The sequence below is a fragment of the Natronorubrum sediminis genome, from assembly GCF_900108095.1.
GTDB lineage: Archaea > Halobacteriota > Halobacteria > Halobacteriales > Natrialbaceae > Natronorubrum > Natronorubrum sediminis.
This window is the reverse complement of record NZ_FNWL01000005.1, coordinates 35,737-50,873: the sequence shown is the minus strand read 5'-3', so window position 1 is coordinate 50,873 and position 15,137 is coordinate 35,737. Positions and strand designations below refer to the sequence as shown.

Sequence of the window (15,137 nt, the reverse complement as noted above, 5' to 3'; positions counted from 1 at the left end):
GGACGGCTGGGGCGCTATTGGAGCGCGGTTCGAGTCGGTTTCTATGGACGATATCACGCACCTTCGATAGTAATACTCCCTCGAGAAGTCGGCGTAGTGATCGGACGGAGTAAAATTACCGTCCCGAGTATTACTCGTCAAACGGACACTACGAAAAAACCCATAATTATTATACTGCATAGATCATCATGATTGTCTGTAACACGCATGAACGTATTACAAGTGCTGGCAGCAACCTCAGTATTGTTCGTCATTTTTGCGATAGTGTGGGTGTTTTACATAGAAGAGTGGCTCGAGCAACGAGAGGTAAACCAAATGGGGCAAAATGGTGAAGAATCGCCACAGACGGAAGAGCCCCCTCAACAGGCTGGTGGTAACTGATGGGACCGGAACTACTCGTTGGCGAGGTCGTCATGCAGGCGGGGGACGAACTCGATCACGGTTCCGTCATCACGTGGGGCTGGATATTCCTCGCTGCGTATCTCATTCTCATCCTCGGACTCGGATACATCGGGTATCAACGAGTCGAAGGTGGACGGAACGCGACGAGTTCCCAAGACGAGTACGCGACGGCTCGAGGCGGGTTCGGTTTCTTGGCCCTGGCGCTTGCGTACGCTGCAACGGTCGCAAGCGGCGCGACGTTCATGAGCATCCCCGGAATGGGATACGACATGGGGTTCATGGCGGGCTACTACGCGCTTATCTACCCCATCGGTGTGTTCATCGGGGCGATCATCATTGCCCGTGTAAGCAAGAAAGTCAGTGACCGATTCAACTCGCAGTCGGTCCCAGACCTCATTGGCGATCGATTCCAGAGTCCGGGACTCCGAGTGATCACCGCAGTACTATCGTTGTTCCTGATCTTCTACGCTATGGCGCAGATTTCTGCGGCCGGATGGATGTTCGAAGTTATCCTCGGTGTCGAGTACGTCGTCGGAATCTGGGTAGCCGGTTTACTGCTACTGGTCTACCTGGCGGCGGGTGGGTCCCACGCGGACATTCTAACGGACGCTGTTCAGGGCGCAATCATGATCGGAATCGCCGTGTTGGTTATGATTATGTTCGTTATCGGGTGGGGGATCGACGGCGGCATGAGTTCGGTCAATGCTGCCCTCGAGAGTGGTCAGCAGTGGGATCAACATACGGACTCGGATAATCCGTATTTCACCGGTTGGTGGGCGATCCTCCTGTTGATGATCGCACACATTGGCTTCACCGCTCAGCCTCATCTTGGTAACAAGTTCTTCGCAATCAAGAGCAACCGGTACATGCGCCGGTTCCTACTTGCAACGTCGTTCGTCGGTATCTTCCTCCCGGTTATGTACCTGGGCGGAATCCTGGGTGCTGCACAGGGTATCGAAGTTTCCGACCCCGATGCAATCATCCCGACGCTCTTCGTCGAGAACCTCCATCCGATCATGGCAGCCTTCCTGGGGATCGTAATCCTGAGTGCGATCATCTCGACGTCTGACGGGCTCGTAATCTCGATCTCGCAAATCTTCGCGAACGACCTCTACCGAAAATCGTACGTGCCGTGGAAGGGTGGCGACCCCGAGTCGGAAGCGGTCCAACAACGCTCGTTGTTGATCTCGCGCGTCTCGACGATATTCATCGTCTTCGTCGCCGTCGCCGCAGTAATCACGCCACCTGAATATTTAGTCGTCTTCATGTGGACCGGGATCGGTGGTATAATCTCGTCGTTCGGCGGACCGTATTTGATCGGGCTGCTCTGGCGACGGGCGACGAAACACGCGGCCTACGCGGCGATCATCGTGGGCTTCACTGTGTATTTCTTCATCCATCTCGGTCCACAATTCGGCGTCACCGAGGGCGTTTGGCCGCTAAACGAGAACCCGTATGCTTCGACTGGCATCGGGTTTATCGTTAGCGTCGTTACGACTGTCGTGGTGAGCTTCTTCACCGAGCCACCGGGTGATGAGCACTTAGAGGAGGTGTTCTCGGCTGAACAGCGTCTCATCGACGATGCCCGTTACGACACCGACACCGGTGCGCCCGGTCCAGCCAGCACTTCCGAGAGCGACGACTAACGCCGCCGACGCGCTTTTCGACGGAGCGTTTTTCACTGATAGGTTACCATCGTTGTAAGTATGGAGATTACCGCGTTCGAAGCGCGATTCGACGAGGAGTCTGCGGTTGAGCGGACTCGAAATCTGAGCGCGAAAAACTACGTCTACGCGTGGCTTGGCGATTACTTCGGCTGGGGGACTGAAACAGAAGATTTCGACGTTCGAGCCGTCTACTACCCTGACTACATCGCGTACACGAGTGCAACGATCAGAAAAACCGTGGGCGGAGAAAAACAGCTGAAATTTCTCGCCGGCGTCGACGCTATCACCGGAAAACCGGGCGAAATCGACGTCGAATTACCGAATCGGAACACGATTGACATCGATCCAACGCTCGTCATCAAACCGGAAATCGACGAGGACGAAGTCCGCTCGATCTGGCGCGAGTGGTTGTTCAAGTACGTTGGACGGTTCCACCGCGCAACCGAGATGCCGGAGTACTCCCTCGACGACCTGGAACTCGTCTACACACCATACTGGGTCATCGACTTCGGATCTGCCGAGGAGAGTCTCGCGGTCAGTGATCTGACGGGTAGGACAGCGAAAGTCGAAGAAATCGACGTTATCGAGGACTTCTACCTCCATCACATGTAGCATACGGCGACCGTGTTGTTCGAAGTTAGCACGTCAACTCGAGCACTTCGCTGGCCTCGAGCAGGTAACCGATACCGACGAAGCGGCAAACGTCTCGATTCGATTCCAGACACGCCAACGTGGGCTCAGACGTTCGTCTGGAGAAATCACTCGATGTACGTGATTTCGATTGACGGAAGACTTATTCTGTGAGATGAAAATATCGATGTATGGGAACACGACCCACTGGAAAGCTCGTCTACCTATCGGAGCCCGAACAACTCGAGATTAAGGAATACGAGGTCCCGGAGCCGGAACCCGGGACAGTGCTGACTGAGATAGAGCAAGCGAACGTCTGTGGTTCGGAACTGCACATTTGGCGAGGCCACCACCCCGAAGTGAAAGACGGCGTGTTAGGTCACGAGGCGGTCTGTCGGGTTAGTGAACTCGGTGAGGGTGTGGCGACTGACTACGCGGGCGAGCCGATCGAGAGAGGCGACACGATCGCACCGGCGTATTTCCTCACCTGCCAGCGGTGTCCACCATGCCAAGAGGGTCAGTTTAACCTGTGTGAGAACGCGTACACCTACTGGTCGAAACCGCCGGAGGAACCCCCTCACTTCCACGGGACGTTCTCGACGCACTATTTTGTCCATCCGAATCAATACTTCTACAAGGTTCCCGCCGACGTGAACCCGAAAGTCGCAGCTGCGGCGAACTGTGCGCTCTCACAAATGCTCTACGGAGTAGACGAGGTTGGCGTCGACTGGAACGATACGGTCGTGATCCAAGGAGCTGGCGGCCTCGGACTCAACACGATCGCCATCGCGCGCGAACGCGGCGCAAAAACCATCGTCGTCGAAGGCGTCGACGGTCGGATAGAACGGGCGAGGGAGTTCGGCGTCGATCACGTGATCGATTTCCGCGAGTACGAAACCGTCGAGGAGCGCGCAAAGCGGGTCCGAGAATTGACCGACGGCGTCGGCGCGGACGTCGGTGTCGAGGTCGCAGGCGTCCCCCAGGCGTTCGCTGAAGGTCCTCACCTGCTGCGCCAGGGTGGACGCTATCTCGAAGTCGGAAACGTCAATCCTGGCATCATGTCCGAGTTCGACACCGGCACGTTGACCCGCAAGGGAATCGATATAACGACGGCAATTCGCTACCAGCCGTGGTACCTCCAGACGGCGCTCGAATTCTTGTCCAAACACGGCGACGACTACCCCTACGAGGATTTGATCGACGCTGAGTACGATCTTCTCGACGCCGAGGAGGCGCTGGCCAAGTCTGACACTCGCGAGATTACTCGAGCGGCGCTGCATCCCCACGCAGACTGATTCGTCTCGCGCTCGAGAGCAGACGATGGATGTGATTCCCGAATGGGCGTCGGCCACATCATTTATCAAGTCGGCCAACTGTTCCACGAAAAAATTGAGATATCGCCACCCTCGAGGATCTCGATCAGGGTAAGCCCATTTCCCAGACGGAAAGCGACATGATCGGCGCCGCCCATTACTTCGAGTATTACGCGGGCGCGTCGGACAAACTGGAAGGGGCGAGCATCCGCGTTGAAACGGATCAAGTCGACTAAACCGTTTGGGAACTGTACAACGTCAGCGCTCAGATTACGCCTGGAATTTCCCGGGAGACCTCTTCGTACGTACCGTTGCACCGACGCTCGTCGCTGGCAACGCGAGGTTCGTGAAGGCGGCCGAGCAAACGCCGCTGTCATCACTTCGACTGGCAGAACTCTATACAGATGCGGGCGTTTCAGACGGTATCGTCAATGTTGCACCGGGCTTTGGCGACCCTACGGGTCGGGCACTGACCGAACAAGAAAGGGTCGACCAGATTACGTTTGCGGGGTGCGTATCGACCGACCAGCACATCATGAAAGCGGCTACGGAGACTGTCACGCCAGTCACGCTCGAGTTAGGCGGGAAGAACCCGGCAACCGTCTTTCCAGATGCGAACCTCGACAACGCAGCGGAGTGGATCACTACGGGTATCTTCACGAACACGGGCCGGTCTGCTCGGCGGTCGACCGTGTCGTCGTCCACGAGTCCGTGCACGACGAACTCATCGAGAGGATCGTTGCAACCGCTGACTCGACTGACCTCGGTCCCGGTCACGATGATCTAGATATGAGTCCTGTCGTGTCCGAGGAACAGTTCGAGAGAATCACAAGTTACATCGAAGACGGAACGGAAGAGGGTGTGACGGCGCGGCGCGCGACGGCGACGGATTCCTCGTCGAGCCGATAGTCTTCACCGATGTTGGCCCCGACGCGCGTATCGCCTGCGAGGTGGCTTTTGGACCTGTCTTGGCCGTATGCATCTTCGACGACGAAGCCGAGGCCGTCGAAATAGCCAACGACTCCATCTATGGACTTACCGCTGGCGTCTTCACGAGCGACGTCACTCTCGCTCACCGTTTCGCACAGCAACTCGAGGCTGAAAACGTCTACATCGACAAATGGTTCGGCGACACCTCGCAAACATCTTTCGGCGGCTACAAATAAAGAGTAATCGGCCGAGAAAAGGCCTCGAGGCGCTTGATTCGTACCTTCAGACGAAGAACATCACTATCAATCCCAAGGACGATTCGGAAGTATATGATTACTAATCAGTCGAGTTCCCTATCATTCTGACTGGTGGCCAAATCCAGTGGAAGGAGTGAAGATCCTAGATATATGTGTCGGAATGTACTAACGTAGTTCTAGTGTTGGTAGACTGAGTGAGGGTACCAGCTATTATCTATTTTATATAATAGTCCATATATTGGTATATCGGGGGTGAATTTCTCGAGACCACCGGTCCATACCTGGGTTTTCAAACCTAAGTTTCAGCCAAACACTGACGTATCCCTGATCGTATTGTGATCAACGAAACCGTAATCCCCCTCGACGATGAACACTACTTCCTACACGTCGTTATCGATACAAAACAAGCAAATAACCGAATAAAAGGTCCAAAACGGTATATAAACTGTTATGGTGAGTACATTTGTTCGAGGCCTCTACGAGAAACTTGACGTCTTGAGCGTTGTATTTCTCGTCAACTACGTCCAGCACCTGGTGGCTGCACGTTAGGGAACCGTGGTTTGATTTTGTCCCGGACGTCACGGATGCCAGATCACTGCCGAACATGTTTCTAAAAAGATAAAGCACTGAAATTGACTGGCCGAGGATAGGTAAGCCACGTCGATTTAGCAATCACCATAACGCAATTACAAAGATTCGCCGTTTGGTGAAGATATCACAGATAGATTTCACATAATGATATCGAGTCAGTGCACATTCCAACCCAGTTCTATTCTAACAGGCTTATATCGGTATTACGAGTTCGACGCCGATCCAATTTTCGAAACAGTGTTGTGCTCGACGTCGACCGCTTGCGCGTCCTCGTCGAGCAGTGCGACGACGAGATAGGGAACGTACGATTCGAAGTACTCGATGAGCTTTGCGATGCGTTCGGAGTCGATCGCCTCGATGCCTCGAGCGAGTCGAGCAGCATGAACGGGACCGTCTCGTAGACGCCGTGGACGGAATACCCCGTGAGTGCGAAAACCAACCTGGTCACCTCGCGTTCGCTCGAGTTTAGATTGTGCCGTCTCGAGTTCCTCGCGGAGAGCTTCGATCTCGTCGACTACACGCGCTCGTTTGGCCTCGAGGTCGGGAAGTCGTTCCTCGAGTTGCCCGTCGATCTGTTGCTTGCGCTGTTTACAGCGTTCTATTTCTGCGTTGATGGCGTCGGTATCGACCGGTCGCATAATCAGTTCACGAAGCCCCTCGCCACGATTGACAGCCTGTCTGGCTTCGTTCGATTCGAGGAGAAATAAAAAAGTCCGACAAACTCTGACTTTTCGAGGAACGGGTTGCCGTCAGTGACGATCGTACCGTTTCGTCGCTCGAGCGAACGTCGGTAGCGTTCCTCACCGAATTTAAGTTTGACTTCGCCTTCAGTAGCGTCGGCCTTGAGACTGACTTGGTCACTTCCGAGAGCCGGCATAAGTGCCTGTAGGAGCGAGGTTCGATTCGTCGCGTTTCGTTCGGCGAGGACTGTCACTCCTGCCGGAACGTAACCGTCGTTTCGTCAATTCCACTGATATTGTTAGCGTAGAGCGTCGCCCGTGGCGGCGTATCTTGCCCCGCTTTCTCTGTCGATTAGTTTTCATTGCCCACAAAAATATTTTACTCCCGTATCATACGAGAACGCATCAGAGCGAAGTCTCTACGGAATAACTGCCAGTGATTCGCTTCAAACGGTGTCTCGTTCTTGACAGCCACAGTTTCGTTCCTCGAAGACCGTTCGAACGGGGTACTCTTGGAGACAGTCTTCAGATGTAACCGTCGTCAGTCAGCAGTCGGTACGTGTTTTCGACTTCGCCGTCTTTCGGGACAATCTCTGTGTCCTCAAGGGCCGTTTTGAGGATCTGCTGTTAACGTGGGTTGCGAGTTGGGGTGTGCTCAACTGTTCGTCGCCATCACCACTCCAGTACACGACTAGATCGTCATCGAGAGCTGAGATCCGTAATCCACTGCGACACGACCGAGTTTGCACCCACAAGTGGGTTCTCCGTCGGTCTTTGGCTACGACCGGTCACTGAGAGTGTGTACTACTCGACCGGTAAAATGTGTTTGTATCTCTATAATTTTACACCCGTGTGCCTGTAACCTACAGTGGGATGGTTTCCGTTTTGAGCCGGTTGTATTTATGGCTCGTCACGGTGCCCTCCCTGTCAAAAATACGTTCTTTGTCTATTTCACACTCAACATCACCCCACCGGTCGTTGGTCTGAACCGAGCGCCAATTTAAGCAGCGTTTCTTCCGGTCGAAAGACGTTTGGGTACTCTCGGTCGGTCGGTGTTCGAGTCTATTTCTCTCACTGGGTGCATCGATCACTGATACCACTGGCTGGAAGACCATCTGCATTGAAACGAAGGCCATTGCCCCAGTCAATTTCCGCTGTGCTAGTTATGTTGGTCTCTCATAACACTGAAACGATATACTTGGGACTCTATAGTTACCTCGTATGTGAAACGTCATCCACCTGGAAGACACTATTGCTATTGATGTTTCACTCTACTGGATTTCGAATGCGGTGTGCTATTATGTACCATAACTGGACCAGACGATTTGCAGAGGGAATTTACAATGATACGACTGTAATACATCGGGGGGACGCTAATCCAATCAGCACAAGATACGAACAAGATATTACTCAATTGTACACACATGGATGAAAACTCGTCCGTTGTGGGACCAAATGGTGGAATATCTGACTACACTGTAAGTCAAGGACATAACCGATTCGGCCTTTTCAGTCATGCTGAAATAAGGTTAAGGGCGAAATCATACCCTTTCAGGACCTATTCAGCTACGTTTTCGCCAAAATACGTGATTTGAGCTTTCAGCTAGGCAAGATTTTAATGGGTGGTCGATGTTACTCATTGGTATGATACCAGAACACACACAAGATGGCCCCGTTCGAGCGATCGATAGAGCGCTCAGTGTGCTCGACGTTCTCCGAGAGATAAACGGCGGGACCTTCACCGAAATCGCCAATCAAGTTGATTTACCGAAAAGCACGCTACACAATCACTTGGTTACTCTCGAGCGGAACCACTACATCGTCAAACGGGACGATGAATACCACCTCGGGTTACAATTTCTTAACTTCGGCGAGTTCGTCAAGCGCCAACGGCCCGGCTTCGAGGAAGCAAAGCCGGTCGTTGAAGAACTCGCCGAATCAACAGGCGAACGGGTACAGTTCGTCGCCGAAGAACACGGGCACTCGGTGTACGTTCATATCGCTGAGGGGGACAGAGCGGTCAAATCGCGCACGTCCGTCGGCCAACTCGGCGGCGCGCAACTCCACGCGACGGCTGCGGGGAAATCGATTTTGGCCTTTCTCTCCGACGACCGCCGCGATGCGGTTCTCGACTACTGGGGAATGTCGAAAATCACCGACAATACGATTCAGGATCGAGAACAGTTACTGGACGACCTCGAGGAAATCCGTGAACGTCGATATGCGATAAACAGGGAAGAACATATTGACGGACTTTACGCCGTTGGTGTACCCGTGATCGGACCGGACGAAACCGTTATCGGTGCGATCAGCATTTCAGGTCCGACTCACCGGATGCGAGGTGAGCGATTAAATTCCAAACTTCCGGAGGTTCTCCTGGGTGCGTCGAACGAACTCGAACTTAACATCAACTTTTCCGAGTCGCATTCGCGGTGACTGTCGTTAATCACCGATCCTCCAGTCTCACTCGACTGTTGTTTTCGGTCTTCATTTTCACTTCTCACTCAGTGACTGTGAAACTAGCGGCGACGCTCGATTTCCTCACGCAGTTCGAGGACCGTCTCGAGGACCGGAAATTGCGTGTCGATGGACTCGTAGATGTACCTGTTGAAAGATCCGTAATCGTTTATCTCGAGTGTGCCGGTTCGACGGTCAGCTATGAACTGTTGGCGTGACTGTACCAACTGTTCACACCGGTTCTCGAGGTCGATCAACTGATTCCACTGGTGTTCCAATTTGTCGAACGTGACGCCGTCCGTTCGGCAGTGGGGTATTTCAGCGAGTTGGTGGTCGATCCTTCGGCAGTCCTGTATCGTTGTCTCGAGATAATCGCGTTCGGAGATGAGTACGTCCAGTAGCTGGGAACGTTTCTGAAGACACTCTTCGATAGCGAGAAGCAACTTCTGATAAACCAACGGATCGATCTCGGTATTCGCCCGAATCACGGTAGAGATATCTGTCCCGAGTTCCATTGCTATATTGTCCTCAGTCGGTTCACCGTACTGTGATTCGTAGTGGTTGACTCCCATCACCGTTCGTTGATACACTTCGATGAATTCTGCCGATGACCCCCGATTTTGAACGACGGCTCGCGTGGTCGGTGTGCCACTGTGAGTCGAATTAACTGGTTGCTGCGACCGAAGAAATGTTCGTAACTCGCGGAACGCTTCTCGTTCTTCCTGTAGTATCGAACGCTCTTCGTCAACACACGTTGTTGCTCGTTTGATCCGGTTGGTGTCTGCTGTCATAGTCTCGGATCCGCTTCATCTGGTCACGTGCCACCGACTGGTGACGGTGCGTGCGTGATGTATGTTGTCACCACACACTCTCTTAACAATACTGGTACCCGATGTTTCTGCACGTATTCCACCTCCTCTCGCTCACTGGTTGGGGTTGGGCGTTGTAACGACCCGGTAGTATTTCGTCAGGAAACCTCGGTTCGTGCTATCAACCAACATGTGAACTTGGGACAAGATATAAGGTATTCGACTCAGTCCTAAGTGGTATGCGGACTAGGCGAAGCGAATTGACGACTCCAGGCAGTAGTATGAAAATGATGGAAAAGGCAGCGGAGTCCGATGCTGATGAGGTTATGCTTGATTTAGAGGACGCCGTTGCACCATCTGAAAAGAAACCAGCTCGCGAGAAAATCGTCGACGCGATCCACGAGTTCGATTGGAGCCACAAGGTGGTCGCAGTACGCATCAACGACCTCGAGACGCCCAACGCGTACGGCGACATCGTTACAGTCGTTGAAGGTGCCGGCGAACACATCGATACGATCATCGTTCCAAAGATCAAGCGGGCTGGCGATATCTACACCGTGGAAACGCTGTTGGACCAGATCGAGGCGAATCACGATATCGAGAACACGATTGGAATCGAGACGCTGATCGAGGAGACGGAAGCGCTCCAGAACGTCGACGAGATTGCTGCAACCGGTGACAGACTCGAGGCGCTCATCTTTGGGCCGGGAGACTATTCCGCCTCGCAGGGTGTACAACTCAAGAGCATCGGTGCACACGGTGACGAGGGGAACTACCCCGGCGACATCTGGCACTACGTCCGAAATCAGATCGTCGTCGCGGCTAGATCGAACGGCCTCGACGCGATCGACGGACCGTACGGAGACTTTTCGGATCCAGAAGGCTACCGAGAGGAGTGCATTCGCTCGAATACGCTCGGATTCGTCGGTAAGTGGGCGATCCATCCCAGTCAGATTGAGATCGCCAACGAGGCCTACAAGCCGGAAGACGAGATCGTCGACCACGCCCAGAAGGTCGTCGACGCGATGGACGAGGGCGTCGAGGATGGTCTCGGTGCTGTCCGGGTCGACGGCGAGATGATCGACGAAGCCTCCGCGCGCAAAGCCCGAAACACGCTCGAGCGCGCACGCCAGATCGGAATGATCGACTGAACCATGTCACGAGAAGAGCCCGTGTCGGACGATCCAAAGCGCAAGCGAGTGGAGAAGATCAACTACTTCGAGGATTTCGATTCCGGCCAAGAGTTCGAACATCACTGGGGTCGCACAATTACTGAGGGCGACAACAGTCTGTTCTCGACACTGACTATCAATGCAAACCCGATGTACTTCAACGCAGACTACGCCGAGGATCTGGGTCACGACGGCGTCGTTGCTAACCACTTACTCGCGTTCAATATCGTCTTCGGAATGAGTGTCCAGGACCTGAGCGAGGCGGGTGGTGCCTTCCTCGGAATTGACAACCTCAAATTCCACGAGGACGTTTACCCCGGTGATACCCTGTACGCCGACAGCGAAGTCGTCTCAAAACGAGAAAGCGAGTCCAGACCGCACCAGGGGATTGTTCACTGGAAAACGACGGGGACGCGACCCAACGGCGATCTAGTCGTCGAATTCGAGCGAAAGAACCTGATCAACAAACGATCTCACCAAGAGGAATCCGAACCATGACCTACCTGAACGACGAACTGAAGATGCTTCGCGACGAGACGAGAGCGTTCGTCCAGAACGAAGTCTTGCCCGAGGCAAACGAACGCGATCCGAAGGGAGAACCAATGAGTGACGAACTCATCACTAAGCTCGGCGAAATGGGCTACTTCGGAATTATGGGTCCGGAAAAGTACGGTGGCCTCGATATGGGGCCGTTGGCGTACGCCGTCGTCGCCGAGGAACTCTCACGCGGTTGGATGAGCGTCGCAAGTATCATTGCTCGTGGGCAGAACCTCCACGGTGCCACCGAGGAACAGAAAGAAGAGTACGTCCCCGACATGGTCCGTGGAGAGCGCCTTCAGGCGACGAGCATCTCCGAACCGGGGGCCGGCAGTGACGTGGCCGGCATGACCACGACTGCCGAGAAAGTCGGAGACGAGTACGAAATCGACGGACAAAAGACGTGGTGTACGTTCGCCAAGGGAGCGGATTTCATCGTCGTCTACGCGAAGACCGATCCCGACGAACGCCACAAGGGAGTTTCCTCGTTCATTATCGACAAGACTCCCGGCGAGTTCGACGTCGACGGCCTCGAGGCGAACTCTCTCGACAAGATCGGCTACAAGGGCTGGGAGACGTGGGAACTTCACCTCGACAACGTCCGAATTCCTGAGGACAAACTCATCGGCGGTGAAGAGGGCCAAGCGTTCTACAACATCATGGAATTCTTCGAACCGGCGCGGATCCACACCGCTGCTAGAGCGATCGGCCTCGCTCGCGGCGCGCTCGAGGATTCGTTGGACTACGCACAGGAGCGCCAACAGTTCGATCAGCCGATCGGCGAGTTCCAGTCGATCCGATTCAAGCTGGCGACGATGGCGACGAAGATCGAGTCGGCCCGTCAGCTCACCCATTACGTCGCCCACCAGAAAGAACAGGGCGACCGCTGCGATATGGAAGCCTGTATGGCGAAGTATCAGGCCAGCGAGATGGCCGAGGAAGTCACCAGCGAAGGGATTCAGATCCACGGCGGCAACGGCTACACAACCGACTACCCGCTCGAGCGATACTGGCGAGACGCCCGACTGACGAAGATTTTCGAAGGGACAAGCGAGATCCAACAGCGAGTTATCGCCGATCGGCTCTTCGAACGAGGCGTACACGCAACCGGATCGGGGTCATGATCATGGGCCGAACGAGCAACCACAACTATTACGAAGACTTCGGCGTCGGTGAGATCTACGAACACACTCGCGGGAAGACGATCACCGAGATGGACAACGTCGCCATCACGAACCTCGTATTGAATACCGCTCAGGGTCACTTCAACGAGGATCAGATGGAAGACCGGGAGTTCGGTGAGCGAATCGTCTACGGGGGGATCAATCTCTCGATGGTCTGCGGACTCGCCTCTGAGGACATCTCCGAGAACGCGATCACCGAACTCGGATACGACGAGGTGCGATTCAGTAATCCCGTCTTCCACGGCGATACGCTCTATGCCGAGAGCGAGGTACTCTCGAAGCGTAATTCCGACGAGCGCCCCGACGGCGGCGTCGTCGAGTTCCGAGTCCGCGGCTTCAACCAAGACGACGAGCAGGTCGTTGGCGCAACCAAGCGTGTTCTGCTGAAAAAACACGAGTATTACGATGATGACTGACATCGACTGAACCGACCATGTCCGAGAAACCCACCCGAAACGTGCCTGTCTCGAACGGCCCACTCGCCGATGTACTCGTCGTTGACCTCACGCAGATGCTCGCTGGACCGTATGCGACGATGCTGCTCGCCGATCTCGGAGCGGATGTCGTCAAGGTTGAACCTCCACACGGTGACATGACCAGACAAAACCAGCCACACCTTGAGGAGGACGAGGCCTACGGCGGCTACTTTCACAGCGTCAACCGAAACAAACGAAGTGTCGCTGTCGATCTCAAGTCCGCGGAGGGTCGCGAGGCGTTCCTTGACCTCGTCTCGAACGCCGATGTTGTGATCGAAAATTTCCGATCGGGGACGATGGAGAAGCTTGATCTCTCCTACGAGACGCTCTCGGAGCGCAATCCCCGACTGGTCTACGCGTCGATTCGCGGATTCGGTGACCCGAGAGGGGGAGAGAGCCCGCACGCTGACCGGCCCGCGTTCGACCTCATCGCGCAGGCGATGGGCGGCGTCATGAGTATCACTGGTACCGAAGAAGCCGGTCCGACCAAGGTTGGTCCCGGCGTCGGTGACATCTTCCCCGCGACGCTCGCGGTGGTCGGAGTGCTGTCGGCGCTGCGCGAACGGGATCGTACCGGTGAGGGGCAGTACGTCGACGTCGGAATGGTCGACGCGGTACTCTCCCTATCCGAGCGGATCGTTCATCAACACTCGTTTACCGACGATATCCCCGGTCCGCAGGGAAACACCCATCCGTTGTTGTTCCCGTTCGATCGCTTCGAGACCGACGACGGCTACGTCGTCATCGCTGCGCCCTCGGCCCACCAGTGGCGATCCCTGTGCGACCACATGGACCGTCCTGATCTCGCCGACGAGTACGCTGAGAAACTCGATCGCATTGAATCGGCAGACGAACTCCGCGAAATCGTCACGGAGTGGACGAAGCGGCACACGAAAGACGAACTGTTCGAGATGCTCGCCGACGATGTCCCGTGTGGGCCGGTCAACGACGCGGAAGACATTTTCGAGGACGAGCACTTCCAGGCCCGGAAGATGCTCCCCGAGGTCGATCACGCTGATACCGGTGAAACTGCCACAATCGCCGGAACACCGATCAAGTTTCCCGAGAGCAACAGCGGTGTCGAGCGACGAGCCCCGTTCCTCGGCGAACACACTGAAGAGATCCTCCGCGAACAGGGATTCTCTGACGACGAAATTGACGACCTCCTCGACGAGGGTGTTTACGGCACGATCGAGTAGCCCTTGTTACCACTACCCATACTTTTTCCACACTCGGCCCCGCATCGTTCGCTGTCGATGTATCAAGACGACCTCTTCGAAGGCGAGACTGCCGTCGTCACCGGTGCGAGCCGGGGCCTCGGTCGCTCGATCGCCCACCGACTGGCCACGTGTGGCGCCGACATCGTCGTTGCCGCCCGCTCGAGCGGAGACCTCGCGACCGTCGCCGACGAAATCGAATCGGAAACCGGGAGCGATGTCCTTGACGTTACGGTCGACGTGCGAAACGTCGAGGCGGTTGAACGACTCGCCGAGCGGGCGACGGCGTTCGGCGACGGGACCGTCGAGATGCTGATCGCAAACGCTGGTGCGAATTTCCACGCTCCCGTCACGGAGCTGAGCGAGAACGCATGGCGGACGATCGTCGACATCAATCTCGACGGGACGTATCGCTGTTGCCACGCGTTCGCCGACGCACTCGCGGCCGCCAACACCGGGCGCGTAGTCACGATGAGCAGCGTCATCGGCCGCGATGGAACCACCGAGAGCGCTCACTATTCGGCTTCGAAGGCCGGGATCGAGGCGCTCTCTCGCTCGCTCGCGATGGAGTGGGCCGAACGCGACGTCCGCGTCAATTGCGTCCGTCCCGGTCTGGTTGCCACCCCCGGCGTCGAAGAGAATCGCGGCCTCACTGCCGAGACCGTCGACCGAGACGCCGTCGACCGGACGCTCGGCCACCCAGACGAGATCGCGGATCTGACGTGCTTCCTCGTTTCTCCCGGTGCCAGTTACGTCGACGGACAAACGTACACCGCCGAGGGCGTCCCACAACGTCCGGGTAGCGGGTGATCGCA

12 protein-coding genes and 2 pseudogenes are annotated in these 15,137 nt (G+C 55.4%); 12 read left to right on the top strand and 2 right to left on the bottom strand.

Annotated elements, in window-relative coordinates; translation table 11 throughout:
- Window positions 1-380: 380 nt before the first annotated feature.
- The 5 genes and pseudogenes from BLW62_RS16630 (at window position 381) to BLW62_RS19240 (ending at window position 5,178) form a co-directional block, all read left to right on the top strand.
- The gene (locus BLW62_RS16630; protein WP_245726739.1) at window positions 381-2,048 is read left to right on the top strand and encodes a sodium:solute symporter family protein; all 1,668 of its coding nucleotides are present in this window, start codon (window positions 381-383) and stop codon (window positions 2,046-2,048) included.
- A gap of 60 nt (window positions 2,049-2,108) precedes the next feature.
- Window positions 2,109-2,681, top strand: a complete 573-nt coding sequence (locus BLW62_RS16625; protein ID WP_090508164.1) for a hypothetical protein — start codon at window positions 2,109-2,111, stop codon at window positions 2,679-2,681.
- A 209-nt stretch (window positions 2,682-2,890) separates the two neighbouring features.
- Window positions 2,891-3,994, top strand: a complete 1,104-nt coding sequence (locus tag BLW62_RS16620) for a zinc-binding dehydrogenase (protein WP_090508163.1) — start codon at window positions 2,891-2,893, stop codon at window positions 3,992-3,994.
- Window positions 3,995-4,152: 158 nt separating this feature from the next.
- Window positions 4,153-4,248, top strand: coding sequence for a hypothetical protein (locus BLW62_RS19245; protein ID WP_394328165.1), 96 nt, complete (start codon window positions 4,153-4,155; stop codon window positions 4,246-4,248).
- Between the two features lie 5 nt (window positions 4,249-4,253).
- Window positions 4,254-5,178 (top strand): annotated as a pseudogene (locus BLW62_RS19240) (aldehyde dehydrogenase family protein).
- Between the two features lie 1,055 nt (window positions 5,179-6,233).
- On the opposite strand, the pseudogene BLW62_RS16605 reads toward BLW62_RS19240, so the two are convergent.
- Window positions 6,234-6,804, bottom strand: a pseudogene (locus BLW62_RS16605) (AAA family ATPase); the annotation flags it as partial.
- 1,310 nt (window positions 6,805-8,114) lie between these two features.
- On the opposite strand from BLW62_RS16605, the gene BLW62_RS16595 reads away from it, so the two are divergent.
- Window positions 8,115-8,906: an IclR family transcriptional regulator gene (locus BLW62_RS16595; RefSeq protein ID WP_175459783.1), complete on the top strand. Its 792-nt coding sequence runs from the start codon at window positions 8,115-8,117 to the stop codon at window positions 8,904-8,906.
- Window positions 8,907-8,989: 83 nt separating this feature from the next.
- Here the strand turns inward: BLW62_RS16595 and BLW62_RS19295 are convergent, their stop codons facing one another.
- On the bottom strand, window positions 8,990-9,718 hold the full coding sequence (locus BLW62_RS19295) for a DUF7260 family protein (protein ID WP_449289558.1): 729 nt from the start codon (window positions 9,716-9,718) through the stop codon (window positions 8,990-8,992).
- A gap of 257 nt (window positions 9,719-9,975) precedes the next feature.
- Between BLW62_RS19295 and BLW62_RS16585 the strand changes: the two genes are divergently transcribed.
- The 6 genes from BLW62_RS16585 to BLW62_RS16560 are packed head-to-tail and all read left to right on the top strand — an operon-like array spanning window position 9,976 to window position 15,132.
- On the top strand, window positions 9,976-10,887 hold the full coding sequence (locus BLW62_RS16585) for an HpcH/HpaI aldolase/citrate lyase family protein (protein ID WP_090508157.1): 912 nt from the start codon (window positions 9,976-9,978) through the stop codon (window positions 10,885-10,887).
- A gap of 21 nt (window positions 10,888-10,908) precedes the next feature.
- Window positions 10,909-11,406, top strand: coding sequence for a MaoC family dehydratase (locus tag BLW62_RS16580; protein WP_217630544.1), 498 nt, complete (start codon window positions 10,909-10,911; stop codon window positions 11,404-11,406).
- Entirely contained in the window at window positions 11,403-12,569 is a 1,167-nt protein-coding gene (locus BLW62_RS16575; protein ID WP_090508155.1) for an acyl-CoA dehydrogenase family protein, read from the top strand. Before BLW62_RS16580 ends, BLW62_RS16575 begins: the two co-directional genes overlap by 4 nt.
- A gap of 2 nt (window positions 12,570-12,571) precedes the next feature.
- On the top strand, window positions 12,572-13,045 hold the full coding sequence (locus BLW62_RS16570; protein WP_217630543.1) for a MaoC family dehydratase: 474 nt from the start codon (window positions 12,572-12,574) through the stop codon (window positions 13,043-13,045).
- Between the two features lie 17 nt (window positions 13,046-13,062).
- Window positions 13,063-14,304, top strand: a complete 1,242-nt coding sequence (locus BLW62_RS16565) for a CaiB/BaiF CoA transferase family protein (RefSeq protein ID WP_090508153.1) — start codon at window positions 13,063-13,065, stop codon at window positions 14,302-14,304.
- Window positions 14,305-14,361: 57 nt separating this feature from the next.
- Window positions 14,362-15,132, top strand: a complete 771-nt coding sequence (locus tag BLW62_RS16560; protein ID WP_090508152.1) for an SDR family NAD(P)-dependent oxidoreductase — start codon at window positions 14,362-14,364, stop codon at window positions 15,130-15,132.
- Window positions 15,133-15,137: the final 5 nt, after the last annotated feature.

Excerpts from the sequence above, each read along its gene's own strand:
- BLW62_RS16570 (WP_217630543.1), top strand. The coding sequence starts at position 12,572 with ATGGGCCGAACGAGCAACCACAACTATTACGAAGACTTCGGCGTCGGT.
- BLW62_RS16560 (WP_090508152.1), top strand. The coding sequence starts at position 14,362 with ATGTATCAAGACGACCTCTTCGAAGGCGAGACTGCCGTCGTCACCGGT.
- BLW62_RS16630 (WP_245726739.1), top strand. The coding sequence starts at position 381 with ATGGGACCGGAACTACTCGTTGGCGAGGTCGTCATGCAGGCGGGGGAC.
- BLW62_RS19295 (WP_449289558.1), bottom strand. The coding sequence starts at position 9,718 with ATGACAGCAGACACCAACCGGATCAAACGAGCAACAACGTGTGTTGAC.
- BLW62_RS16620 (WP_090508163.1), top strand. The coding sequence starts at position 2,891 with ATGGGAACACGACCCACTGGAAAGCTCGTCTACCTATCGGAGCCCGAA.
- BLW62_RS16565 (WP_090508153.1), top strand. The coding sequence starts at position 13,063 with ATGTCCGAGAAACCCACCCGAAACGTGCCTGTCTCGAACGGCCCACTC.
- BLW62_RS16595 (WP_175459783.1), top strand. The coding sequence starts at position 8,115 with ATGATACCAGAACACACACAAGATGGCCCCGTTCGAGCGATCGATAGA.
- BLW62_RS19245 (WP_394328165.1), top strand. The coding sequence starts at position 4,153 with ATGATCGGCGCCGCCCATTACTTCGAGTATTACGCGGGCGCGTCGGAC.
- BLW62_RS16585 (WP_090508157.1), top strand. The coding sequence starts at position 9,976 with ATGCGGACTAGGCGAAGCGAATTGACGACTCCAGGCAGTAGTATGAAA.
- BLW62_RS16625 (WP_090508164.1), top strand. The coding sequence starts at position 2,109 with ATGGAGATTACCGCGTTCGAAGCGCGATTCGACGAGGAGTCTGCGGTT.
- BLW62_RS16575 (WP_090508155.1), top strand. The coding sequence starts at position 11,403 with ATGACCTACCTGAACGACGAACTGAAGATGCTTCGCGACGAGACGAGA.